Annotated in this window: 16 protein-coding genes; 10 read left to right on the top strand and 6 right to left on the bottom strand. The window is 48.1% G+C overall.

The window, feature by feature from the left end:
- Positions 1-46: 46 nt before the first annotated feature.
- From NA986_RS19045 to NA986_RS19055, 3 genes are read left to right on the top strand one after another with little or no spacing between them, the layout of a single operon-like run.
- The gene (locus NA986_RS19045) at positions 47-3,007 is read left to right on the top strand and encodes a hypothetical protein (RefSeq protein WP_023216491.1); all 2,961 of its coding nucleotides are present in this window, start codon (positions 47-49) and stop codon (positions 3,005-3,007) included.
- Positions 3,007-9,348 (top strand): DEAD/DEAH box helicase, encoded by a 6,342-nt coding sequence (locus tag NA986_RS19050; protein ID WP_070793922.1) that lies wholly within the window; start codon positions 3,007-3,009, stop codon positions 9,346-9,348. Before NA986_RS19045 ends, NA986_RS19050 begins: the two co-directional genes overlap by 1 nt.
- The gene (locus NA986_RS19055; RefSeq protein ID WP_023216492.1) at positions 9,345-11,462 is read left to right on the top strand and encodes an ATP-dependent helicase; all 2,118 of its coding nucleotides are present in this window, start codon (positions 9,345-9,347) and stop codon (positions 11,460-11,462) included. The genes NA986_RS19050 and NA986_RS19055 overlap by 4 nt, the downstream gene beginning before the upstream one ends.
- A gap of 141 nt (positions 11,463-11,603) precedes the next feature.
- On the opposite strand, the gene NA986_RS19060 is transcribed toward NA986_RS19055, so the two are convergent.
- Positions 11,604-11,771, bottom strand: coding sequence for a hypothetical protein (locus NA986_RS19060; RefSeq protein ID WP_165850583.1), 168 nt, complete (start codon positions 11,769-11,771; stop codon positions 11,604-11,606).
- Positions 11,772-11,893: 122 nt separating this feature from the next.
- Between NA986_RS19060 and NA986_RS19065 the strand changes: the two genes are divergently transcribed.
- Together NA986_RS19065 and NA986_RS19070 are read left to right on the top strand one after the other, a co-directional pair.
- Positions 11,894-12,316 carry a fosfomycin resistance glutathione transferase FosA7.4 gene (locus NA986_RS19065; RefSeq protein ID WP_023216493.1) on the top strand — a complete coding sequence of 141 codons (423 nt, stop codon included), beginning with the start codon at positions 11,894-11,896 and terminating at the stop codon, positions 12,314-12,316.
- Positions 12,317-12,667: 351 nt separating this feature from the next.
- A complete protein-coding gene (locus NA986_RS19070; protein WP_070793921.1) occupies positions 12,668-13,543 on the top strand; it encodes a phosphorothioated DNA-binding restriction endonuclease in 876 nt (291 codons plus the stop codon).
- Between the two features lie 478 nt (positions 13,544-14,021).
- Here the strand turns inward: NA986_RS19070 and NA986_RS19075 are convergent, their stop codons facing one another.
- The 3 genes from NA986_RS19075 to NA986_RS19085 all read right to left on the bottom strand — a co-directional run bounded on the left by NA986_RS19075 (position 14,022) and on the right by NA986_RS19085 (position 17,192).
- Complete coding sequence (locus NA986_RS19075; RefSeq protein WP_000532939.1) at positions 14,022-14,738, bottom strand: YebC/PmpR family DNA-binding transcriptional regulator; 717 nt, start codon at positions 14,736-14,738, stop codon at positions 14,022-14,024.
- 560 nt (positions 14,739-15,298) lie between these two features.
- Entirely contained in the window at positions 15,299-16,930 is a 1,632-nt protein-coding gene (locus tag NA986_RS19080; RefSeq protein WP_077957208.1) for a class I SAM-dependent methyltransferase, read from the bottom strand.
- A 4-nt stretch (positions 16,931-16,934) separates the two neighbouring features.
- Positions 16,935-17,192 carry a YjhX family toxin gene (locus NA986_RS19085; RefSeq protein ID WP_001054380.1) on the bottom strand — a complete coding sequence of 86 codons (258 nt, stop codon included), beginning with the start codon at positions 17,190-17,192 and terminating at the stop codon, positions 16,935-16,937.
- Positions 17,193-17,680: 488 nt separating this feature from the next.
- Here NA986_RS19085 and NA986_RS19090 point away from each other — a divergent pair, with 488 nt between their 5' ends.
- The 4 genes from NA986_RS19090 (at position 17,681) to NA986_RS19105 (ending at position 21,390) form a co-directional block, all read left to right on the top strand.
- Positions 17,681-18,286: a DUF1062 domain-containing protein gene (locus NA986_RS19090; RefSeq protein ID WP_020898329.1), complete on the top strand. Its 606-nt coding sequence runs from the start codon at positions 17,681-17,683 to the stop codon at positions 18,284-18,286.
- 255 nt (positions 18,287-18,541) lie between these two features.
- Positions 18,542-19,537, top strand: a complete 996-nt coding sequence (locus tag NA986_RS19095; protein WP_001240360.1) for a membrane protein — start codon at positions 18,542-18,544, stop codon at positions 19,535-19,537.
- 275 nt (positions 19,538-19,812) lie between these two features.
- Positions 19,813-20,724: an STM4504/CBY_0614 family protein gene (locus tag NA986_RS19100; RefSeq protein WP_023215750.1), complete on the top strand. Its 912-nt coding sequence runs from the start codon at positions 19,813-19,815 to the stop codon at positions 20,722-20,724.
- 204 nt (positions 20,725-20,928) lie between these two features.
- Positions 20,929-21,390 carry a DUF302 domain-containing protein gene (locus tag NA986_RS19105; RefSeq protein ID WP_023137604.1) on the top strand — a complete coding sequence of 154 codons (462 nt, stop codon included), beginning with the start codon at positions 20,929-20,931 and terminating at the stop codon, positions 21,388-21,390.
- On the opposite strand, the gene NA986_RS19110 is transcribed toward NA986_RS19105, so the two are convergent.
- Positions 21,387-22,061, bottom strand: a complete 675-nt coding sequence (locus NA986_RS19110) for a dienelactone hydrolase family protein (RefSeq protein ID WP_000588694.1) — start codon at positions 22,059-22,061, stop codon at positions 21,387-21,389. The two genes, NA986_RS19105 and NA986_RS19110, sit on opposite strands and share 4 nt — an antisense overlap.
- Before the next feature lie 349 nt (positions 22,062-22,410).
- On the opposite strand from NA986_RS19110, the gene uxuR reads away from it, so the two are divergent.
- Positions 22,411-23,184: a Uxu operon transcriptional regulator gene (gene uxuR / locus NA986_RS19115; protein ID WP_000841654.1), complete on the top strand. Its 774-nt coding sequence runs from the start codon at positions 22,411-22,413 to the stop codon at positions 23,182-23,184.
- Here uxuR and trpS read toward each other — a convergent pair whose 3' ends face one another.
- Positions 23,185-24,198 (bottom strand): tryptophan--tRNA ligase, encoded by a 1,014-nt coding sequence (trpS, locus tag NA986_RS19120; RefSeq protein WP_023216455.1) that lies wholly within the window; start codon positions 24,196-24,198, stop codon positions 23,185-23,187.
- Positions 24,199-24,310: the final 112 nt, after the last annotated feature.

Below are 24,310 nucleotides of genomic sequence, written 5' to 3' on the forward strand. Positions count from 1 at the left end.
GTATCAGGCGTAGCCCTACGAGCTACGCCCTTTTCAGGACGTTTGCATGGCGATATACCGGTTACCTGAGCAGTTGGATCAACTCTCTGACGAACAATCTTCCGAGCGACATAACGTTGTAAAAACGGAACTGGATGCACTCAATGAAGTGATCAGTTACGCGGAGGATCGTCGGCGTTCCACGAGTGCTTTTCAGCGAAGAGGTTACGAAGAGCTCTATCGCCATGGCTTCGGGAAAACTGTCGTCATTGACACTGAATATTCGGGCCGTCAGGTGCTGCGTACCTCTCAGGCAACCTGTGATTACGCCAGCACTAAGTTAGGATATGCGACCCCTAATTCACCTATTGGTCGGTTATGCCGCCAGGCCCAAATTGGGCTGAAATCTGAAAGCAATCAATGGGGGCGGTACACTATTGTCGAAATCCGCAATTTTGCTCGTTTTAGCGGTATTGAAGCGGCACAGAACATCAAGAATTTTCAGGTAATGGAATCAAATTCAATTGCGGGTAAAGGTAAGCAAGGTCTTCAGACTGTAATTAATAATCTGAAACTCTCTTTACAGCGATGGTATCGACCTAAACATCAGCAAGCCGTTGTGACGGATGTGGCATTGTCACCACTCTTCGAAAACACTCCTGCTGACAGTATCGAGCAGGAGTCGGAAAACTGGTTGGATTTGGCGACTGGACAAGATTATGAGTTGTTCCTGGATGATGCCGAAGAGCAATTAAATCACTACGATATTTATGGTCGCAGCGATGATGACCGTGACAATTATATTGGGCTGAGCAACTATTTCTTTCTTAATCCGACAGAGGAACAGCTCAGCGTCATGACTGGTGCGACGACCATGGGACCCATGCTAGTTGAAGGGGTGGCAGGATCAGGTAAAACCTGTGTCGCACTTGGGCGTGCGAAAACGCTATGCGACTTAGCCCGTACCCCCGATGAAGAACGGTTTAATGCTGACTTTTTAGATGAAAGCAGTGTGGGATTTGTACGAACGGGAGAGCTGGTAAACTATCTGAAGGCTTCCTGCCAGTCGCTGAGCATCGATAAACTACCAATAGAAGAGTACCGTTCATTGGTTTATCGGCTTAACAATGTTCGCCAGCTTGAGCAACGCCCCACGTCGACCAGCGCGGAAGGGCAGAAAGTGACTCGCGCTAAGTTTACGAATGTCTCAGAAAATCTTTCCTATGATTTCTCTGCTGAAACAACCATGAACTGGCTTTATGCGTCAGCGCAAGCGATCGGCGCTCTCCTTCAGCTTGAACTGCAAAAGCAACTGGCCTCACTAAGCATCCCCGCGGAGCTACTCAAAGCGCAATTCCTGGCAGAAACTAAAGCTGGAAATGCCTTACTGGAGCTCGTGAAACGGAGCCTGGCGTCAGATTATGCTTCTCTTTTCAATCAGCTCTCCGGGCATTCTGGCGACGCTTTTGCACTGGATAACCTTCTGAGCCGGTTGGTCAATGCACATGAGCGGATCGAACGTGATTTGTTTGATAAGAATACGCTCTGGGTGCATCCGTCTGAGGAAAAATGGCTGATTGTAAAAGAGGCTAAAGCGGCAGTAACAACCCTGCGTGAAATGAGCGTGGTGTTCGTCGTTGTCGAGCGGATCCGTGATGAGAACGACCGACCTCGCCGGAAAGCGACGGAGATATTGATTGAAACATACACCGATTTGCTCAACATTTTTGCGCAAAACGGCAGCGTGCGAAGCGAAGATGGTCTGAGCGTTTATTCCGCTGAAGATGCAGAGATTATTTGGGAATGTCGCACCGATCTTAAACTGGTGTGTGATATTCCATCGGTGGTGAATAGCATCAAAATTACGTGGGCGAAAGATTTTGACGCGGTCAACATCCATCTTATCAACCAAAAGCTGTTTGGTATTAACCAGAAACGCATTTTTTCGTTGTCTGAGCCGAACCCCTTTGTACGCAAAATTGAAGTGGGTGAAGAGAAAACGCAAACCTCTCTCGCAGCACGGCTTCGCTCTCAGATGCAACGGATTTATAGCTCGTGGCAGTATGCCGATCTCTATCGGGATGCGTTGCTCTCCTTCCCGCAATACTGGCAGGACTACCCGCATGTGAGTCAGGCGTCAGAACGTCTAAAAGCGAAATTACTGGCAGATCATGATAAAGATATTCTGTTAGCGCTTGCTCAAATCATAACACGCGGTGCGCAATCCAGTCGGCTTGCTCCGCGCTTGCAGGAGCAGCCTTGGTATCCTTCTGTTTTTATTGATGAAGTTCAGGATTTTACAGAAGTGCAGGTTTTCCTGATGGCTCAACAGGCCGATCCGAAATATCACGCAGTAACGCTAGTGGGGGATATGCATCAGCAGCTAGGCCGTGGGAATGTTCACGATCTTGATGCCTGTTTCCCTTACCATTCATTGACAAAATTCCTGCTAAAAGAAAATAAAAGACAGGAACGAGAGCCACAGCTGGCGGCGACGTCGATGCTCTTTCGCTCGTTAGTTCAGAACGATAGTCGCTTGCAGCAGTCGGCAGAGCAGCTCACTCTCTGGCGAGAACAAGCGCAAAACGGGACTAGTAAAAGGTTCATCAACCAGCCTTTCGATAACATTGATGCTGAATTGGTCGATCTCATTAGTGAACAACCTCATGGGCGGACTATTGCTGTTATCTGTCCAGACCTGGCTCTAGCCCGGGAACTGGAGGTGCGTGTACGCAATGATTTGATTCAGAAGTCTTCAAGGACTCCGCGCGTTGCAGAACATATCGATCTCGCCCAAAAGTATCAGGTTCATTTCTCCTGTGCTGAGAATGTCAAAGGCCTGGAGTTTGACACCATGATTTATGTTGGGCTTGAGAAAATAGACTGGGCTAATCCACAAGAGCTCAACAAAGTATATGTAACGATATCAAGGCCAAGGAAGCGGCTGATTATGTTTGGTAATCAATATGATTTACCCGACACTGTCGCAACATGTTTACTTACTTATTCTGAACGCAGGAGCGCCTGATGCTGCCTTCCGTTGTCAGTCGGCAGGTTGCCGACAGCGTTGCCTCCTTTTTACGGGCAGCCTTCCCGCTTAACAGCCCGCTGTTTAATGGTGAAGAAAATAATAACGTCTCGATGCTGGAGCAATTTCTGTCCCAGCCGGAAACGCTGCTGAAAGGGCCGTATCTTTCCGCTCAGCTGCCGTTTCGCAAAAGTGACTTACCGCTGAACTTCTTCCCTAACCTGACGCTGCCGTTCCCACCGCACGCTCATCAGGCGCAGGCGTTCCAGCGCCTGGGTATCGAGGTGCCTCTGCCGACGCTGGTGGCGACCGGGACGGGTTCCGGTAAAACGGAATGTTTTATGTTCCCGCTGCTTAACCATTGTGCTGGGGTATCAGAGGCCGGTGTTAAAGCGATCATCATTTATCCAATGAACGCTCTGGCAACCGACCAGGCCAGCCGTTTCGCCAAAACCATCGCCAGCGATCCGCAGCTGCATGGCAAAGTGACCGTCGGCCTGTTTGTCGGCGACAGTGAAATCGAACCCAGCAAAAAGATGTCTGCGGATAAAGTCATCACCTGCAAACATACCCTGCGCGAGAACCCGCCGGATATCCTGCTGACCAACTATAAGATGCTGGATTACCTGCTGATGCGCCCCGGCGATCAGAAGCTCTGGCGCTATAACCAGCCAGGGTCACTGCGTTATCTGGTGGTGGATGAACTGCATACGTTTGATGGTGCGCAGGGGTCGGATTTGGCCTGCCTGGTGCGCCGCTTAAAGCATCATATCGGTGTCGATGACAAGCGTTTTGCCTGTGTGGGAACGTCGGCTACCGTAGGTGACGAACTGGGGCAACTACTCGATTATGCGAAAACGATCTTTGATCAGCCGTTTAGCGATGACGCGGTTATTCGCGAAGATCGCTTCACGGCGGCAGAGTATCTGCAAGGTTATACCATCGAGTATAGTCAGTATCCGGGACAGGATGTCAGCGCAGCGCTGGATCCGCAAACGTACGCCAGCCCGGTAGATTATCTGAACGGACAAATTCCGCTGTGGTTCCCGGATAGTTCACTGCAATTACCTGCCGAGCTGGACAGCGATCTCGGACGTGAAAAGCGTATTGAGTTGGGCTCATTGTTACGTCGCCACAGCATCCTGCACGTACTCCTTGAGGATTTGCAGGGGGGAATTTTGTCGGAACAGCAGTGCCTGGAAAATCTCCAGGTGATGCTGGCGGAAAGCGCCGGGCATGCAACCCGCGTGCTGCAAAGCATTCTGGCACTAATTGCCCAGGCACGCCTGGAGGTTCCAGAAAAACAGGAAGATCGGGAAAAGCGCCTACAGGCGAATAAAGCACGTCCCGTTCTGCCTTTTGTGCAACTACGTTCTCAGCTGTGGTTGCGCGAGATGCGCCGCCTGGTCGCCAGCGTGTCAAAAACACCTGAGCTTGTTTTTGCTGATGATGTCGCGGTGGAAGATCGCGAACATTATCTTCCCGTTATTCACTGTCGTGACTGCCATGCTACCGGGTGGGCGAGCCTGCGCCATGGTCAGAGCGTTCAACTCGAAACTGATCTGGACGGTATTTATCGTCAGTTCTTCGAAAAAGGCCGTTCTATTGTACTGGCCTTCCCGGATAACAACGATAAACCTGTCAGCGGTGTTCACCAGAAGCTGTGCCCTTCCTGTTTAAAGCTCAATAAGCAATCTAACGTGCAGTGCGGGCATTGTGGCCATACTGGTCTGCTACAAGTACTTATCCCGGATATGCTCAAAGAGCGTAAGGATGAGCTGGAATTTGCCAACGAATGCCCGTACTGCAACAGCAAACAGGGTATTTCGATTCTTGGGTCACAGGCAGCCAGCCTGTCGGCGGTGATGATCCATCAGCTTTATGGCAGCCAGTTCAACGAACATAAAAAGCTGATTACGTTTTCTGACTCGGTACAGGATGCCGCACACCGCGCCAGTTTCTTTACCGCCCGAACCTGGCCGTTGATGGTACGCGGACAAATCGCCAGCGTGTTGGGTGAAAAAGAAACGTTACCGTTGGATACCTTTGCGGCACGCGTCTGCCGGCAGACGCGTGAGCGTTCACCGGATGATGCTCATTTTGTCGCGAGCTTCATCGCGCCCAACATGCAGTGGATGAACGATTACCAGACGCTGAAGAACGAAGGCCAGCTGGCAGAGAGTTCCGATTTACCGGAGCTGGTTTCTCTTCGTCTCGACTGGGAGGTATACAGCGAATTTACCCTACGCGCGCGAATTGGACGTACGCTTGAGGCCACGGGTTACGCAGCTGCAGGAATTGATATTGCACGTTTCAATTCAGCGATAACGGCGCTTCACCAACAGCTTGTCGAAGAGCTGGGTGATGAAATGGATGGGGTCAGCGTTGAGCAGGTGGCACACCTGGTGATTGGCGTTCTTTGGCATCAGCGGCAGGCGGGAGCTGTTCTGCATCCGGCGTTCGAAAGTTATCGGCGTGAGGGTAAGACCTTTATGATGACGCAGAAGGAGCGAACTTCACGCTATATGCCGTCTATTGGCCCGAAAACGCGTAAACCTGCCTATGCATCATTTGAAAAAATAAATGGTTTCCATCGCCTGATTGGCGCGAAATCCAACCCCAGCTGGTATCAGCATTGGATCAACCGAACGCTCAGCAACGGCAATAATCTGTTTATCAGCAGCCTGGCCGAGACGGTTTTACGATGTCTGTTTGCGGCACTGAAAATGGCTGGGTTGGTAAAAGATTTTGATACAAAAGGCAAAGAAGCATGGGGGCTGGTACCTTCGGCGCTGGTGGTGAGCCGTGATGTTGTTCAGCTAAACTGCTCTTGCTGTCGTGAGGTTGTTCGGGCACCGGCCGATCAGGGGTGGCACTGGCGAAACGCGCCATGTCTTTCTCTGCGCTGTGAAGGCCGCTATCAGGAAGCTGAAAATGCGGTGACCTGGCACTGGGATAATATGGACATCGCGCGTGTTCAGGGGGCAGAGCATACCGGATTACTGAGCCGTGAAGATCGTGAGGCTACGGAACAATCGTTCTACCGCGGTAATCAGCCATGGAATATCAACCTGCTCTCGGCAACACCGACGCTGGAGATGGGTATCGATGTGGGTGACCTTTCTACGGTATTACTCTGTTCTGTTCCACCCGCGCAGGCTAATTACTTACAGCGTATTGGTCGTGCCGGGCGTAAAGACGGCAATGCGCTTAACATTACGGTGGCTGAGGGGAACCCGCACGATCAGTTCTTCTTTGAACAACCTCTGGAGATGATGCAAGGGCAGGTACAGGCCCCTGGTGTGTTCCTGAACGCAACGGCTATCCTGGAGCGTCAGCTGGCCGCATTCTGCATGGACAACTGGGTGAAAACTGGCGTCCCGGCATCTGCTATCAGCAAAAATGTGAAGCAGATGCTGGACGAGCTGGAGTTTGGACACAAGTCTGGGTTCCCATATAACTTCCTGCGTTATGTTGATCAGCATCATGTGTATATTGCTCAGCAGTTTTCGTCTATCTTCCCTGACCTTACGGAAGACACACGTCTACAGCTCCTGTCATATTTGCAAGGAGCACCAGGACAACGTTCTCTGGTGCAACGTATAGAAGAAGCATTAAAACTGCTGGTGGAGGATCGCAAATCGTTGCGTTCCCGGATTGATAAGCTCAAGCGCAGTATCGACAAGCTGGAGAGCGATCCGCACGATCAAAACTTTGACAGCGATATGCGCGAGTTGACTTCGGAACGTCAGGCGCTGATGGCGCTGGTGAACCAGATCAACAACAAGCAAACGCTTAATTTCCTCACCGATGAAGGATTACTTCCCAACTATGCCTTCCCGGAGGCCGGTATTACGCTGCGTTCTGTGCTGTGGCGGCGTAAAGATGGTGGGGAGACGCGTGAATATCAAAACACGACCTACGAATACGAACGTCCGGCTTCAACGGCGCTGGCTGAGCTTGCTCCATTGAATAACTTCTATGCGGGTGGGCACAAAGTTGAAATCGAACAGATTGATCTGAAAGTGTCTGAGCCTGAAAACTGGCGTATTTGCAGCCACTGTAACTACAGCGAGAATATCGATCAGACCGGCGATCAGCATAAATACTGTCCAAAATGCGGCACACCAGGTTGGGCTGATGCCGGGCAAAAAACGACATTACTGAAGCTTCGTCAGGTTTATGCCCGCTCAAGCGCGCGTGACAGCCAGATCAGTGATGAGAGCGATAGTCGCGAACCGGCATTCTTCCAGCGACAGCTACTGGTCAGCTTCGAAAAAGAGGATGTATCGGCCGCTTATGCTATTGATGAAGGAGAAATCCCGTTTGGCTTTGAGTTTTTGAGCAAAGTGACTCTGCGAGATATCAACTTTGGCAAAATGGCGGATGACGCCAATGAGCTGATGATCGCAGGAGAGGCAAAGAAACGCACCGGGTTTAAAGTTTGCCTCGGCTGCGGCATGGTGCAGCGCCCTCGCGACCATGAACCACGCCATGACCTGAGCTGTAAATATCGCGCTGAACCCGAAAAAGCGAAGTTTGAAGATTATCTCTACCTTTATCGCCAACTGGAATCTGAGGCATTGCGTATCCTGCTGCCAGTGACCAGCTACAGCAACGATCGCGTGGTGGAAGCCTCCCTGGGTGCAGCCATTCAGCTTGGGCTTAAACATTACTTCAAAGGTAACGTGGATCATCTGAAAGGCGTGGTGTATCGCGAGCCGGAAAATGAGGGCGAATCCTGGCGTCAGTATCTGGTGATTTACGACACCGTACCAGGGGGGACTGGCTCACTCAAAGAATTGATGCGTACACCTGACAACCTTCTGAAATTACTTGAGCTGGCCTACAAGGCGCTAGTGGAATGCAGCTGCAACCATGATACGCATAAAGACGGCTGCTATCGCTGTGTTTACGCTTACCGTGACCGCGGACGTATGAAGTATGTATCAAGAGATCAGGCGCGTCTCTTACTGGCGAAAATCCTGAAGGCCAGTGCTTCTATACGCGTTATTGATTCCATCAAAAACATTTCACTTGATGCCATGATGGGGAGTGAACTGGAAAAACGGTTCATTCACTGCCTGCAGGATAACAAAAATCTTCTCGTGAGCCGGAGTTATGCCCATCAGAATGCAGGCTGGATTATTAATACCCGTACAGAACCGGCGATGAGCTGGCATCTCAAAGCACAGGTTGATTTAGGGGTTAAAGAAGGAGTAGGCATCCTTAGCCGACCAGATTATGTGCTCTATCCTCTGATGCAGTCAGAAAAGATAAAACCGGTAGCAATTTTCCTGGATGGTTTTGCTTTTCATAAAGATAGCGTGTCGGATGATGTCCAAAAACGGCAGGCGATTAAAGACAGCGGTAATTTTTGGGTATGGACAGTGACCTGGGCAGACCTTCAAGAACAAGGTATTAAACATGTACAGAATGTTATGGGGCTTGGTCATAACCCGGATATGAAACAGCCTAAGTTTTATAACCCGTTCCATGATACAAACTTTGCTACGCTTGAAGGTTCATTCAGGGAGAGAAACAGTTTTGCACTGCTACTCGATTATCTCTCTGATCCCGGTAATAAAACTCTGCTATGGCAGAAAATGGCCGCTGCCTTTGCTTGGGTGTGGCTGGATCCTAAAAAGTCGCAGGATACCGGAGCCAAACAAAAGTATGCCTATGAAATGCAGGAGAACGCTCCCGCTTATCGGTTGAATGCACTTTTGCCTGATGAACCTTTTGTATTTGGAGGTTTACTGGATAGCTGTAGTTCATCACAACAGTTCATTGAGCTGGCAGTTGTTGTTCCTCAGCAAGCCATTAAATCAACGACAAGCATTGAACAAATGCGAAATTGGTTGAGGTTGCATATTTGCTTTGACGATCGTTATTCGCAGGATGATGGCTATGAAGCCGGATTTAACGGTTTCTGGTGGATGGTGAATTTACTGCAGTTCCTGCCAGATATGACATTTACCAGCCGTAAAGCGGTTCATTTACCGCAGGAGGCTGAAACGGTAAAAATGCAGACTTCGGTGGTAGTGGATATTCAGCCTGACGAGAGCTGGGCGGAGATACTTGAGTTTGGTTTATTGAGCGCAGAAGAAATCGCTTTGCTTCAGTCGTTATCGCTACCGGCACCGACGGTCGGATATGAATTGCAGGATGACGATGGTGAAATTATTGCGGAAGCCGATCTCGCCTGGCCGTTACAAAAGCAAGCCTTGATTATCGATAATCAGGACTTTACTCCTTTATTCGAAAGTAAGGGTTGGCACGTTGCGTTCGGGCCAATTGACGAAAGCACATTACAACATCTGTTCGGAGGTGACAAATGACGGTTCAAGCGCCAATGGTGGCACTTTCTGATGGTTTTCTGGGGGCTTTTGCGCGGATTCCTAAAGCACAGCAAAAAAAGGTCCAGGAATTCATCTCCAAGTTCCGCCAGGATCCGACGAGTAATGGAATTAACTACGAAAAAATCCACGATGCGCGCAGCAATAACGTGCATTCCGTGCGTATTGATCAGACCTACCGGGGAATAGTCCTGAAACCCGAACAGGGGGATCTGTATATGCTGATGTGGGTGGATAAGCACGACGAAGCTTATGACTGGGCGCGGCGACATGATTGTGCAATTCACCCGGTTACTGGTGCGATTCAGGTAATTGATATCAGCTATATTAAACCCGCCTCCGAACCTGTTGTTGTTGATAAACCCAAACTCTTTGCTGCTTATACTGCGGAGCAGATCCTCGCGCTCGGTGTTCCTCCTGTGTTTATTGAGCAGGTAATGGCTCTTGTAGATACAGTGGGGCTGAATCAGCTAGAAAGCGTGATGCCAGCGGAAGCTTGGGAACCTCTACACTGGCTGGCAGAAGGGCTGGATTACCAGGAAGTGCTGGAAGAGTTTAACGAACATCGTAATGAGCCTGTTGATACTAACGACTTTATTGAGGCGATTGAGCGAAGTAAACGTCGCTTCCATGTTGTTGAAAATGAACAGGAGCTACTGCAAATGCTCAATGCGCCACTGGAAAAATGGCGTGTGTTCCTGCACCCGAGCCAGCGAAAACTGGTGGAGTCTCCGGCAAATGGTCCGGTACGTGTATTAGGTGGTGCAGGCACGGGAAAAACAGTTGTTGCGATGCATCGTGCTCGTTGGTTATCCCAACGTCTGGCCGATAAACCGGGTAAGAAAGTCCTGTTCACGACCTTCACCCGCAACCTGGCGGCGGATATTCGCGCCAACCTCCAGCGTTTGTGTAGTCGTGAGGAGATGGCGCGTATTGAAGTTGTTAACATTGATGCCTGGATGAGCGAGCAACTGAAACGCCATGGATATGATTTCCGCGTGGTGTATGACAGCGATGAAGGGCGACGTAAATGCTGGAGCTATGCCTTGCAGCAAGTCCCTGCTGAACTGGGTTTACCAGAAAACTTTTATTCTGAAGAGTGGCAACGTATTGTTCAGCCGAATGCTGTTTACAGCCGTGAAGAATATCTGAAGGTGAGCCGTATTGGTCGTGGTACGGCGTTATCACGTATTCAGCGTGCGAAAATCTGGCCTGTTTTCGAAGAGTTCCGGGCACAAATGGCGCGTGCCAAACTGCGAGAAATGGGTGATGCCATGCATGAGGCTATTATTCTGTTTAAAGAAAAACAGGTTCAATTGCCTTATAGCAGTATCGTAGTCGATGAAGCTCAGGATATAGGCGCACCGGCCTTTACCCTTATTCGTAGTCTGGTCCCGGAGTCCCCTAACGATCTCTTTATCGTGGGTGATGGACATCAGCGTATTTACCGCAATAAAGTCGTGCTCGGTCAGTGTGGGATTAATGTTCGTGGGCGTCGTAGTAAAAAACTGAAAATTAACTACCGGACTACAGAAGAGACGCGACAGTTTGCTGTCGGGTTATTAACCGGCGTTAAGGTTGATAACCTGGATGGTGAAACTGATTCCAGCAACGATTATTTATCATTGCTTCATGGTGAAAAACCCATGATCACTTATGCTTCAGATTTTAAAGAAGAGGCTGCGACGATTATCAAGCAAATTCAGGCGTTGTTAGCCAATGATGTTCGTTCCCAAGATATCTGCATTACCGCTCGTACGAAGCATGCTTACGAGCGTTATGCTTCTGCTCTGAATGATGCTGGAATCGAGACCTATAATTTAGGTCAGGATAGTGGTGATAGTGATCAACGCCCTGGTGTGCGTATGGCAACTATGCACCGCATTAAAGGGCTAGAGTTCCAGTATGTGTTCCTTGCGGGTATCAACGATGGCGTCGTGCCGGAAGTGAAAGCCATATCATCTGACGATCCTGTTGAACAACGTGATGCTCTATTTAATGAACGTGCGCTACTCCATGTTGCAGCAACCCGTGCGGTAAAAGGGTTATTTGTTTCTTCATACGGCGTACCGAGTACATTACTAACTGTACACTAGTCTTTTATTATGTGGGCCAGGGTTCTTTTCTCTTGGCCCCGCAGCTGATGATATGCTTTTTCGCAAGCTGATTGACACCATTTGAGATCTTTTTTCACTAGTAGTTTAGCCCTTTGGATCCCTAGGGCAGTTCGTAAGCGTTTAGGCGATAGAGGCATTTTCTCCACTGGACGTGCGGCGGCAGAATCCGTTAAACGGAAGATAGCGACCTTTATTGTTTGTCACGCGGCTGTAGTGTTGGTTGAGCTTCAGATCCACTCCGGTAAGTTGGGATAATGCAATAAGTACCGGTGATCTTTTGATTGGCATGTCGCTATCTCAAAATTTGATGAATTTGAGTTATATAGACCACCACTTAAAACTATCTCAATTTTCCTTGTTTTTGAGATAGAACGTTCCCTGTGAAGACATAATAATTTATAGGTATCCCTATGCTTCAATCTCTGAACCACTTAACGCTTGCTGTCAGTAATTTGCAAACTAGCCTGACCTTCTGGCGCGATTTGCTGGGGTTGCAGCTACATGCTGAGTGGGATACTGGCGCTTACCTTACCTGTGGCGACCTTTGGGTCTGCCTTTCTTACGACGTATCCCGTAACTACGTGGCCCCGCAGGAAAGTGACTACACCCACTACGCATTCAGCATTGCGCCAGAGGATTTTGAGCCGTTCTCGTGTAAGCTGAAACAGGCGGGAGTGACGGTCTGGAAAGACAATAAAAGCGAAGGGCAATCTTTCTATTTTCTTGATCCGGATGGCCACAAGCTGGAGCTACATGTGGGAGATTTAGCATCTCGACTGGCGCAATGCCGGGAAAAGCCTTACTCTGGAATGCGTTTCGGTCCTGGAAAATAATCACGCAACTTTGTGATCTTCCACCCAGCATTCAATTTTATGTCCCATTCTGGGGGCAAACCCCAAAGTAAATTCTAAAAATCCATCAATTTTCAATACATTGAACCTAAAGGCAAGTCCGGCCTTCGCACCAAAAGCATATAAATGGACCTCAACTGAGGTCTTTTTTATGCCTAAAATCCAGAAGTTACCTACCTTTCTCGGTTGAGCGCTGTGTTTTTTCCGTTGTTATCAGAATGCTAACTGTCAGTACAGAGCCGATAGACAAAAAATATGTCTGCAATAATGTCTTGAATGTACATATAGTTGCGAGCATCATCGCAACTATGTGCTCATGAATTCTTCAATGTAATGACCTCTGACAAAACCCTAAAGCAAGCGATATCAAATATTACTATTTGGCGCAAAGGCGAACAGCGAGCGCCGCATAAGCCGTTATTGCTGTTATATGTCCTCTCGCACTATCGGCAGGGTCACGATCGTCTATTTGATTATGGTTCTGAAATTCATGAGCAATTGCTGGATTTGCTGGAGCGCTATGGGCCACAGCGCCGTGAACAGCGCCCGGATATGCCGTTCTGGCGTCTGAAGGGCGATGGTTTCTGGGAATTGCAAAACGCGGAATTCTGCTCAACGAGTGGTAGCCGCCAGCCGCCCAAGCGCGAACTCATTGAATATAATGTCGCTGGTGGGTTTGATGCCGTCAATTTCGCGCTGGTAACAAAAAAACGTAAGCTAATCGACGCGCTGGCGCAGCAGATCCTTGAGGCGCATTTTCCGACCAGTATTCAGGAAGACATCGCTGACGAGATGGGTTTTGATATTCGCGCCTCTCTCAGGCAACGCGATCCGAAATTCCGCCAGGCGGTGCTACGAGCTTACAATTATCAATGTGCGGTCTGCGGCTTCAATATGCGCCACGACAACGCCCCTATAGCCCTTGAAGCAGCCCATATCAGATGGAAGCAGCATCATGGTCCTTGTGAAGTGCCTAATGGCCTGGCGTTGTGCGCAATCCATCATAAAGCGTTCGATCGTGGTTCGATTGGCCTGGATGAAAATATGCGCGTAGTGGTTTCCGACGCGGTGAATGGTGGCGGAGTGGTACAGCGGTTGTTCTGGGATTTTGCGGGGAAAGAGATCGCGTTGCCCCCGGTTAAAGAAAATTATCCGGGTGAGCGGTTTGTGGAATGGCATAGGAAAGAGGTGTTCAGAGGAGGGCATTGATCTGGGGGAGTATTTTGAGTGGGGTATACGTTATCTGCTAAAAACAGAATCATATCAAAGGCATCAAAGTAATCGGCCACGGTTCTCGCACTATGGTCTGTAGCGCGCTGGTGGAGTCACACCTGTAGTCAGGCGACGCGTAGAGCGCCAGATGAGCCATCATGAGCGCAAGCGGAATTTATAAGGGCGGTGCCTTAAAGAGCACAGGGAGATTGTAAGTAGCCCGATATTGCTGGCTTTTGCTTATCTTGCTGACGGGATTCGTCGTATGAAGCATGAGAATTATCTCATGTTTTATATAAGGATTTGACACTATATCAAAACCGGTAATTCTCAACCTTTCAAGGCTATGTGTCAGATCAGGTTGTGATAAGACACATAAATTTAAAAATCTATATATCTGGCCAGATAGACTTTTTTATAACAGCTTTATAAATTAAACAAATCTGCCATAGAGACAGATTTGTTTAATTTATAATTAGAGGTTTGCAACGTTATGATATACTTTTTGCACATCATCATCATCTTCAAGGGCATCAACAAGTCCTTCAAAGATTTCTAAATCTTCTGGTGAAAGTTCAACTTCTGATTGAGCAATCATTTCTAATTCTGTTGTTGAAAATTCAGTAATTCCAGCGGCTTTTAGCGCTGCGATTCCTTTATGCAGGTCTGTCGCTTCAGTATAAATAACGATGTTTCCTTCTTCTTCGGTTACATCACGAACATCAACTTCAGCATCAAGCAAAATTTCAAAAATATGGTCAGGGTCTGTTCCTTTAAATACAATCACTCCAGTATTGTCAAACATATAGCTGACAGCACCTGCCGCTCCGATATTCCCGCCTTTTTTATTAAAAATTGTGCGGATATTAGCAATCGTACGGTTAACATTAGACGTCAACGTTTCAGCGATAACCATTGAACCATTGGGTCCAAAGCCTTCATAACGCCCTTGCACGAACGTTTCATCTCCGCCACCTTTGGCTTTATCAATGGCTTTATCAATAACATGTTTTGGAACCTGTGCTTGTTTCGCACGTTCAATAACGAATTTTAAAGCTGAGTTTGATTCCGGATCTGGTTCACCTTGTTTAGCCGCAGCATAGATTTCTACACCAAATTTTGCATATACTTTAGACGTTGCACCGTCTTTAGCTGTTTTTTTAGCAACAATATTTGCCCATTTACGTCCCACTGGAAACATCTCCTCAAAAAATTATTTACATTAATGGCAGGTTAATAACCTGCATGTTTTTCTGCCGCATTATATCATAATATATAAATTCTCGTCTATGAGAAATAAAAACATCCAGATTTTACGGAGGATTACTTTGATTTTAACAATAGCTAATATGGTGGATAAGTCATTTTCTAATTTTCTTCCGGTTCTTTTTTTTATTCTTAATAATTGAATCGCAGCAATAACGTCTTATTGATGGTGGTTTCGCTCATCAGGTGAGGTGGAACGCTTGCACGTCTTGCGACATATTGTGGCAGAAACTTAATGGCGAAATTAAGAGCCTATCCCATTAGGGCTATTTTACTTGCCATTTTGGACCTGGGCAGTGCTCAAAATCCTCACGTACTACGTGTACGCTCCGGTTTTTGCGCGCTGTCCGTGTCCAAACTGGCTGCGCCAATAACGCCTGGTGGGATAGTCTCTAAGACGATATATTCCCGCCTTGAGCCGCGTTAATTTGTTGCATACTTTTAAACGGAGGTATACCTCTTGTAGGCTATACCTCCTGCTTCACGTTATCGCGCGATTAACGCAAATACGCCCCAGCCAAAGTATTCTCGCGTCCAGGTGACGTGACGTTTGGGGGCTACCGTCAGTTCTGCTCGAACCTCTTGCGCAAACTCATCGTCAGGGTTTTCCTCCAGCCAGCGGCGCATGGTCATCCACTTCGCGGCTTCATATCTGTCCCAGCCTTGCGGGTCCGCCAGCACCATTTCCACTACGTCATAGCCGAGTTGGTCGAAAAAGGCGACCAGCTCGGGCAGGGGACGAAAATCGGCGACGGATGAGACGCCACAGGCGTGGGCGATCTCTTCCGTTGCGGGGATCCGACGCCAGTACGGTTCACCGATGAGAATGATCCCGCCAGGTTTGAGGCTTTTGGCCAGCAGATCTATTGTCCCGGCGACACCGCCCGCAATCCAGGTAGCGCCTACGCAGGCCGCCACGTCATATTTTTCCTCGTCGATATAACCGGCCGCGTCGTTATGAATAAAATGTACATATTCACTGACGCCGAGCTCTTCTGCACGTTGTTTTGCCTGTGTGGTGAAGAGCGGGCTTATGTCAATGCCAGTACCTGTAACACCGTAATCGCGAGCCCAGGTGCAGAGCATCTCACCCGAACCGCTACCGAGATCGAGAATCCGTGTGCCTGGCTTCATGCGTAACGCATGGCCCAGCGTGGCGTACTTTTCCGCTGTAAACGGATTATGGATACGGTGTTCGCTTTCGCTAATGGTAAAAATACGTGGGATATCCATTGGGTTATTCCTTTTACTGAGGGCGATTCCCTCAGAAGTGGATGCTTTTTCAGCCAGCAGCGCAAACAGCTTGCCTGCAAAAGTCTCGCCGACCGGCCAGGTGTGACTGTTCGGGCGCTGCAACACAGTGAAGCCAGCATCACCAAGCAGGCTGATATATTCATCATCGCGCCAGGCCTTCATTTGACTGCCGAAACGGGTGGTACAGCCGTTTTCCGCTATCGCCCAGAACTGCGTTGAGCTGGTTTGGGCCTCTTCATCCCAGGCATTTTCCGTTAACAGCAGATGAGGCTCGGCAAGAAACAGGCCGTGCGGACAATGCTGCCAGCCTGGCTGCGCCATGCCCTGGCGTTTAACTTCATCGAAGGTATGCACTTCAACAAGCAGTTTGCCGTCCGGTTTCAACCACTGCGCGCAATGACTGATGAGGCTTTGCGCATCCGCAGCGCTAAAGACATTCAGTTCCCCAAACGTCATCATAATGAAATCAAAAGGTTCCGTGGGGTGGTATGTACGAATATCCTGCTGAATGTAGTCAATATTCAGGTTTGCGGCTTGCGCCTGCTGGCGAGCCCATGTGATGGATGCCGGAGAGAAATCTACGCCTGTGCAGTGAAACCCACGCTCCGCTAACAGGCGGGTATAAAAACCGGGTCCACAGCCGAGATCCAGAATGCGGGCGCCAGCGGGTAACTGACGGGTAATCCATGTTACCTGTTGCTCAATCACGGTTAGCCGGCGGCTGGCCCAGTCGTGGTCCTGCGACAGATGATTTTCCAGCATGCGTTGGCTGAAGGCTGGCTCGTCCCAGGGGATTTTGCCTTCATCGGGTAATAGCCGAATGCGATGCGTTGCAAAAATAACGGCGCTGATATCCATCATCATCTCCTTAGCGATTATCAGGCTGGGCGCGAACGTTGTTCAGCCCGGTTGTATTAATGCGGTAGGGCTGACCGTTAACGGATTTGATCAGCTTTTTGGTTTTGAGTTTTTTGAATACAGCGAGCGTGCAATCGGCGAGCAACAGCCCTTCGCGGCTATAGCACTCAACGGCGGTGACGCGGCCTGACGCATCGCGGATGTGCGTAATGCGTCCGCCTTTGGCGAGAACGTGTAAGGTACGTTGTTCCTGACGGGATAAATTCATACTGAAGAACCTGTTTAATCATCATAGGCAAAACGTGCAAACACACTGCGGTGTCCGCATTCGATTTCGGCGCATTGATAATCAGTCCGGCCTGAAAAGGTCGGGGAACTGATTATCAGATGATGACATTCTCCAGCATCAAAGCCTCGAGTTGAGTTGAAAGGTATTTACGCCGTGAATGATAACACCTGATTTCTGTAAGTGAATAACCGGGAGTGAAAAGTGTGATCTCAAAGGGAGGATCATGCGTTTAGTAAGTCAGTTGAATAGATCCCGCCGCTACCATAATGAATATTGATTAAACTCATATACCCGATAATGACCGCTTTGATAGTCTCGACGTATCTTTTTAGCCATTGACAGGGTTGTTGCGTTGGAAATCTTTTTTTAACCCACTGAAAAATATCACTTAAATATTTTTCATACATAAACATTTATGGTCCGCTGAGTTCGGATCCGGTTTTGTATGGGTTAAAAAAAGGTACGTTATGAAAGTCATATGGACTGTCACTCCTGTGGGGTATCAGCGCATAGCGAAACGTTGCCCTTCATGCAGCGTAAAACGGGACTTCACGCCTTCTGGGGCATTTCGGGTTAATTCGCAAAAGAAGGTACTCGATGTCTGGAGTATCTATAAATGCACACACTGCGATTACACCTGGAATATCTCCCTGTTCTCGCGTCTGCCAGTCAGCAAAATTAACCGCGATCTTTATGGCCGACTGATGGCGAATGATGCTGCCACGGTGCAATATTTTGCTTATGACAACGCGATCCTGAAGCGAAACAATGCTGAATTATCGGGGCAGCCTGATTTTCACATTCAGGAACGGTGGCTGGTCAGTATCGCCTCCCACAAGCAGGTCAGTGTTAGCGTCAGGATTTCCCGTTCTTTTCAGGTCAGCCTGCTGTCGATTTTGAAGAAGCAACTCCTGTTAAGCGCAGCCGAAATCAAGAGACGGATTGAAACAGGGCAAATAAGTGGCGTCACGATGAAAATGCTTAAATCGCGAAAACTGAAGAATGCGAAATATGATTTGCAGCTCTCTGTTGAAACACTGTATGACCGGCGAAGGATTGTTCTGACCCGTTGATAAAAATAATAAGCTCACCTTACGTTTAAGTGTGCTGGTATGGCAACGACGTAACGGAATGAAAGAAGGACTAAGGGACAGGTGAGCTTTAGTTGAATAACGCTTGTCTGTGGCATTCAGTGAAGGCTGAATCGCCACGGATAATCCAGATTTTCGCACCAGTGATGATATTGTATGGATTCTTTGCGCAAGCCAGCAGAATGACAAAGGGCGATGGGTTACAATTATCTGTAGAGTAAACAAAAGGAATATAATGTGGCGCTATACAATATCTCTGAGAAAATACTGACTACCCTTGAAAAAACATCTTTCACCATCGAAAGGCTGCAGGAACGCTATGATCTTCAGGAGGCTATCAAGAAGAATATTGATATTGTCGCGCCGGGCTGCCTTGTCATATCCGAAGAATTCTCTGATTGGGAGGATAGTCGGCGGAGGATTGATTTATTAGCGATTGACAAGCAGGCCAATTTGGTTGTCATTGAACTGAAACGTGATGAAATCGGCGCGCATATGGAACTGCAGGCGCTAAGGTATGCGGCAATGATTTCAACGATGAGTTTTGCGAAAGCATGCGAATATTATCAGGCATATCTTTGGAAGCATGGGATCGATGAGAATGCAAAAGAGAAGTTACTGGATTTTGTGGAGTTAGAAGAAAACGAACTCGCTGATTTTGGTAAAGATATTCGCATCGTTCTGGCATCAGCGGATTTCAGTAAAGAATTAACGACAACCGCAATATGGCTAAGAGATAAAGGTGTCGATATTCGCTGTGTTCGCTTAACGCCTTACAACTTTAAGGGTGAAGTGCTGATTAATGCTGAACAAATAATACCAGTCCCTGAACTGGAAGAATATCAGGTCAGATTCAGAGAGAAACGCACGGAACAAATTATTAGCAGTCAAAAGTCGGAGAGGGATTATTCCTTATATAAATATAAAGGAAAAACCTTCAATAAACGGAAGCTTGCACTTGAACTTTTCACTGACTGGATTAATAAACATAATCCTGCGAATATAGATGATCTCAAGAATAAATTGAGTGAAGACTTACAGAAAAGAACAGTAGCACTGGTTGAGCAGATCCCTGAAAAAAGGAAAAACAGATATCATATGCAGGAAGATGCGTTGATTGAGTTGCCGTCCGGTGAGCGTATTGCTATATCGAATCAATGGGGGTTAGGGACTATAGAACTGCTTATTGATTTTGTTCGTCAGGATAATTTTGTAGTTGAAAAAGTGGGTTGACAGGAAGTAATAATAAAATAGATCCCATTCATTAATGGGATCTCACGTTTCATCCGATACGAAGACCCTGGTCTCTTTGTCAGTAGCATCATAATTACGCAAGCCTCTTTACTTTGCTTATCATTTATATTTAATGTAAATATTCACTCAACACCATTAAAAAATAAGAAAAAATGACTCACTGTTGAGCTGATATTAATACCTGAACCACTGAATTAGAGTAATGTGGCGCTATTCATAGCGTAATTTTTTCTGTTGCGGTTACAGGGGGAGGAATGCACACCTTTAGACCATACTCACTAAGGCATAGCGATCTGTTATATGAAGATATTCCGTTAGAAATACGCGAGCAAATAATCTTGTTGATTATTAATACGTTAGGGAATTGCTCCTCTTTTTATGATATGACATTATACTGCTATCATAATAGTCATTCTGACGAAGTTTATCGAAGAATATGTAAAACGTTGCGCAAAGAGTATGGCTTATTCACCTTATATGCGCATTCAACGTCATATCTGGATGAAATGAGTAATCTGTTATTAAAAACAGATGATAAAAGAAAGCATATTGATACCATTGAGCTTGCTTTTAACTATATAGATACCTACCTTCGAACCTATGAAGTTACGCTTGGGTTAGAACCGGATAAGGCGATTAGTGAATTAAATAATATATTTCATGAACATAGTTTAAAATATCGATATGAAAATGGTAGAATTGTAAGGTTGCGCAGAATAAAACGGCTTAAAAACATATGTTATTATTTGTACTCTCCAGGAGAGTATGGCTTTGTCGAATATGATCTTATGGAAGCGTATAATCGCCTGATGCTTAATGATTTTGCCTGTGTCGTAAAGGAATGTCATGCAGCCTTCAGAAGCGTTCTTCTCAGAATTCATGAGAGAAAAGGTATCGTGTATCATGAACAAGATAGTTTAAATACCTTAATGACTAATCTGATGGCGAGAGGCGTTATATCTGCTGAATATGTACATAAATTTCATTTTTTAAGTAACGTGCTGGAGTCAGAAATATTTCTGCCGATGGCGCCAGAAAAATCGCATCATCACTACGCAATGATGCTCCGTATCTCTGAAGAGTTGGCCTGTAGTATTTATTATCTTACTGAGCGGAGTATATTTTTTCTTACCCAGCGGGCTGAAGAAGACAGTGTCGCGCCATAATAATGATCGCGCTGTCGCTCAGTCAGACTGGATCATCGTTATTTAAATTTGTTCAGACGTCGGAATTTTTTGTTCTGCCGTCTGTTTTTTTAGTGATGAGCTGTTCAGTGCAATAATAAGGGGTACAGTACGATGACTGATTTTTAAACTGCATATCATCTGTGTCGCATTTACTCATGGGTATTGGGTCAGGGAGAGAGAAGAATGAGCGCTATTTTAAAGCCTTTTTTATTGGCAATAACCCTGATGTTAATCTTAATAAGGCCTGGCTTTGCAACGGAGGATGGAGCGATAACCATGGTTAAAACCTACAGCGCTTATGACTATTTGCAGACCCGAGCGCGGTTGATGCACGCTGTCGCCGATCACGGTCTGGTGTTATTTGGGGAATTTGATCATGCCAGAGCGGCACAGAATGTTAACCTGAAAATGCCGCCGACAACGGTTCTGGTCTTTGGCAATCCTAAAGGCGGAACGCCTCTCATGCTGGCGCATCCCGAACTGGCGCTGGATTTACCGTTTCGGGTGCTCATTAGCCAGCAAGCCGATGGGCGAACGTTGGTCAGTTATCATCCCGCCGAAACGCTGCAACGTTATGGTCTTGATGCCGCAGCCATACAGACTTTGAAAAAACTGGAACAGCTCGTTGAAAAAAGTCTCCACTAAAGCTGAAAATCGGGCGATGTGTTTGCACGGGTGATGTCGCGAATAAATGCGCTCACATCGTCCATTACCTGATGCGACAAGGCGGCATCGAAGGTGGCGCTATCAGCATCACAGAACCCGTGCCGCGCATCGTACATTTTACACTGCACCCGGGGTCGCTTTTCCAGCGCCTGTCGCATGGCGAGGGGATCAAACGCCGGCTCATAACGCGCGATAATAACCAGTGTCGGACAGAGAGGCGCAAGATGAAGGTACTGGCGTATACGGGAACCGTAATAGCAAATGACGCCATCGCATAACCCACTGGCTGCACTTAGCCATGCGAGCGTTGCGCCGACGCTATATCCTACGACGATTAACGTCTCATACTGCGTTCTGAGCTCGTGGAGTAACGTGGTAACGACGGCGGGATCAAAGCCGACATTTGCTGAAAAGTGACGGTAAGCCTCCTCCTGCTGTTCATAGCGAAAGGGGGTATGGTGAGGAAACAGCGCGGGAATATAGATGTCGAATCCGCGCGTCATCCATTCATGGCCTGCGCGTTGGATATGAGCGTTAATACCATAAATTTCATGCAGAATAATCGCTGCCCGGCGATGGCGGCTCGACAAACTGGAGGCGTTGCTTCCCCCGGATACGCCTGGGGCGAAAAACACGGTGTCTTTTATCATAACGCGTTCTTGATACAAAGAGAGCGGCTGGATTTTCGCCGATCACGCTATGTCAGAGGCATTGTTCCTGTCAATGTACAGACACATTTTATGGCCTGATTTTTGGTTGATAAATTTTATATTGGTAAACCAATATGCTGTTCATATTCAGGCATCAGGGCTAAAGGTGGAACATCAGTCGTGTATTGCCTATTGCCTTTTCTTTCATCTGGCCTCACTAGCGAAACGGGGCGCATTATTATTTTGTTGGTTGACCAGTTTCGAGTTTTTGGTGTGCTACGCGTGCTATCCCTCTTTACAAATGCTATAGTCTGATACCGGGAAATCGCATCGGACGGGCACGACCAATATGAAATCAAACACTTCTCAGCAAAGACCTTACCAGGAAGTGGGCGCAATGATACGGGATCTGATTGTTCAGACGCCGTACCGCCCCGGGGAGCGCTTGCCGCCGGAAAGAGAGATCGCTGAGAGGCTCAATGTGACGCGTACCGTCGTGCGTGAAGCGCTGATCATGCTGGAAATTAAAGGTCTGGTTGAAGTCCGCCGCGGCGCCGGGATCTACGTGCTCGACAGCGCGGATAATAACGAGATGGAAGGCGCTGACGTCAATCACTGTAATGACGCCGGGCCGTTTGAACTGTTGCAGGCGCGTCAGTTGCTGGAAAGCAATATCGCTGAATTTGCCGCTCTGCAGGCCACCCGCGAAGACATCATTAAAATGCGCCAGGCGTTACAACTGGAAGAGCGAGAGCTCGCCTCCAGCGCGCCGGGCGGCTCAGAAAGCGGCGATATGCAGTTTCATCTGGCCATTGCCGAAGCGACCCATAACAGTATGTTGGTAGAGCTCTTCCGTCAGTCCTGGCAATGGCGTGAAAATAATCCGATGTGGCTCCAGCTTCATAGCCATCTGGGCGATACGCTTTACCGTAAGGAGTGGCTGGTCGATCATAAGCAGATCCTCGCGGCGTTAATTAAGAAAGACGCCCGCGCAGCGAAGCTGGCGATGTGGCAGCACCTGGAAAACGTGAAGCAGCGTCTGCTGGAGTTTTCCAATGTTGATGACATCTACTTTGATGGCTATCTGTTTGAGTCATGGCCGCTGGACAACGTTGATGCCTGATTATACCTGGAATAGCGTGGGCAGACCCAGTCCACGTTTTACTTCCTGTAACGTCTTTTGAGTGACCTCATGGGCCCGCTCGCTACCTTTTTTCAGTAATTCCATTAGCATTCCCTTATCTGCAATAAAGGTTGCCCGTCGTTCGCGTATGGGCGCGATCAGTTCTTGCAGGCAGGTCTCCAGCTCATTTTTACAGACACGGTCGCCTAATCCGCCTTGTTGATAATGTGCTTTCATCGCCGCGACTTTGGTTTTATCCGGATGGAACGCATCCAGCCACGTAAAGACGACGTTACCTTCTATTTTTCCCGGATCGCTAATTTTTAAATGATTGGGATCGGTGTACATCGCGCTGACCGCAAGGTGGATGGTCTCTTCGCTGGCGGAAAGAAGCAGGGTATTGCCGAGCGATTTCGACATCTTGGCGCTGCCGTCAATGCCTGGCAGACGGCCCGTATCGCTCAGGAGCGCCTGACAGGGTCGCAATACCGGCGAGGAGAAAAGACTATTCATCTTATGAACGATCTCATTCGTTTGCTCAATCATGGGCAATTGGTCGTCGCCAACCGGTACCATTTCGGCCTTAAAGGCGGTGATATCTGCCGCCTGGCTAATGGGATACGCCATGAACCCGACCGGCAGGGAACGGGTAAAGCCTTTTTGGGCAATCTCATTTTTTACCGTAGGATTACGCTCCACTCGGGCGACGGTAACAATATTCATATACAGCACCGTTAATTCGGCGAGGGCGGGTAACGCGGATTGCAGGCAGATCGTCGTTAGCACGGGATCGATGCCGACGGCCAGATAGTCAGCTAACACTTGCGGAATATTATCGCGGATTTTTTGCGGATTACTGCCGTTATCGGTGAGTCCCTGCAGGTCGGCAATCAGGACATACTGTTGGTGATCCTGCTGTAGCGCGACGCGCTGGCGTAGTGAACCGACATAATGGCCGAGGTGCAGCGAGCCGGTGGGGCGATCGCCAGTCAGAATGATGGGAAGGGTGTTCATTAAGGACTCCTTTATGCTTACTGTAAAGCCGAAAGACGTCCCGAAACACAGTAGCCGCCTTTCGGCGGCTACTTAAAGAGGGATAGTGATCCGTGCCGCCTTCAGGAAGGCA

It is taken from the genome of Salmonella sp. NW177, assembly GCF_051811585.1.
GTDB classification, from domain to species: Bacteria; Pseudomonadota; Gammaproteobacteria; order Enterobacterales; family Enterobacteriaceae; genus Salmonella; species Salmonella enterica.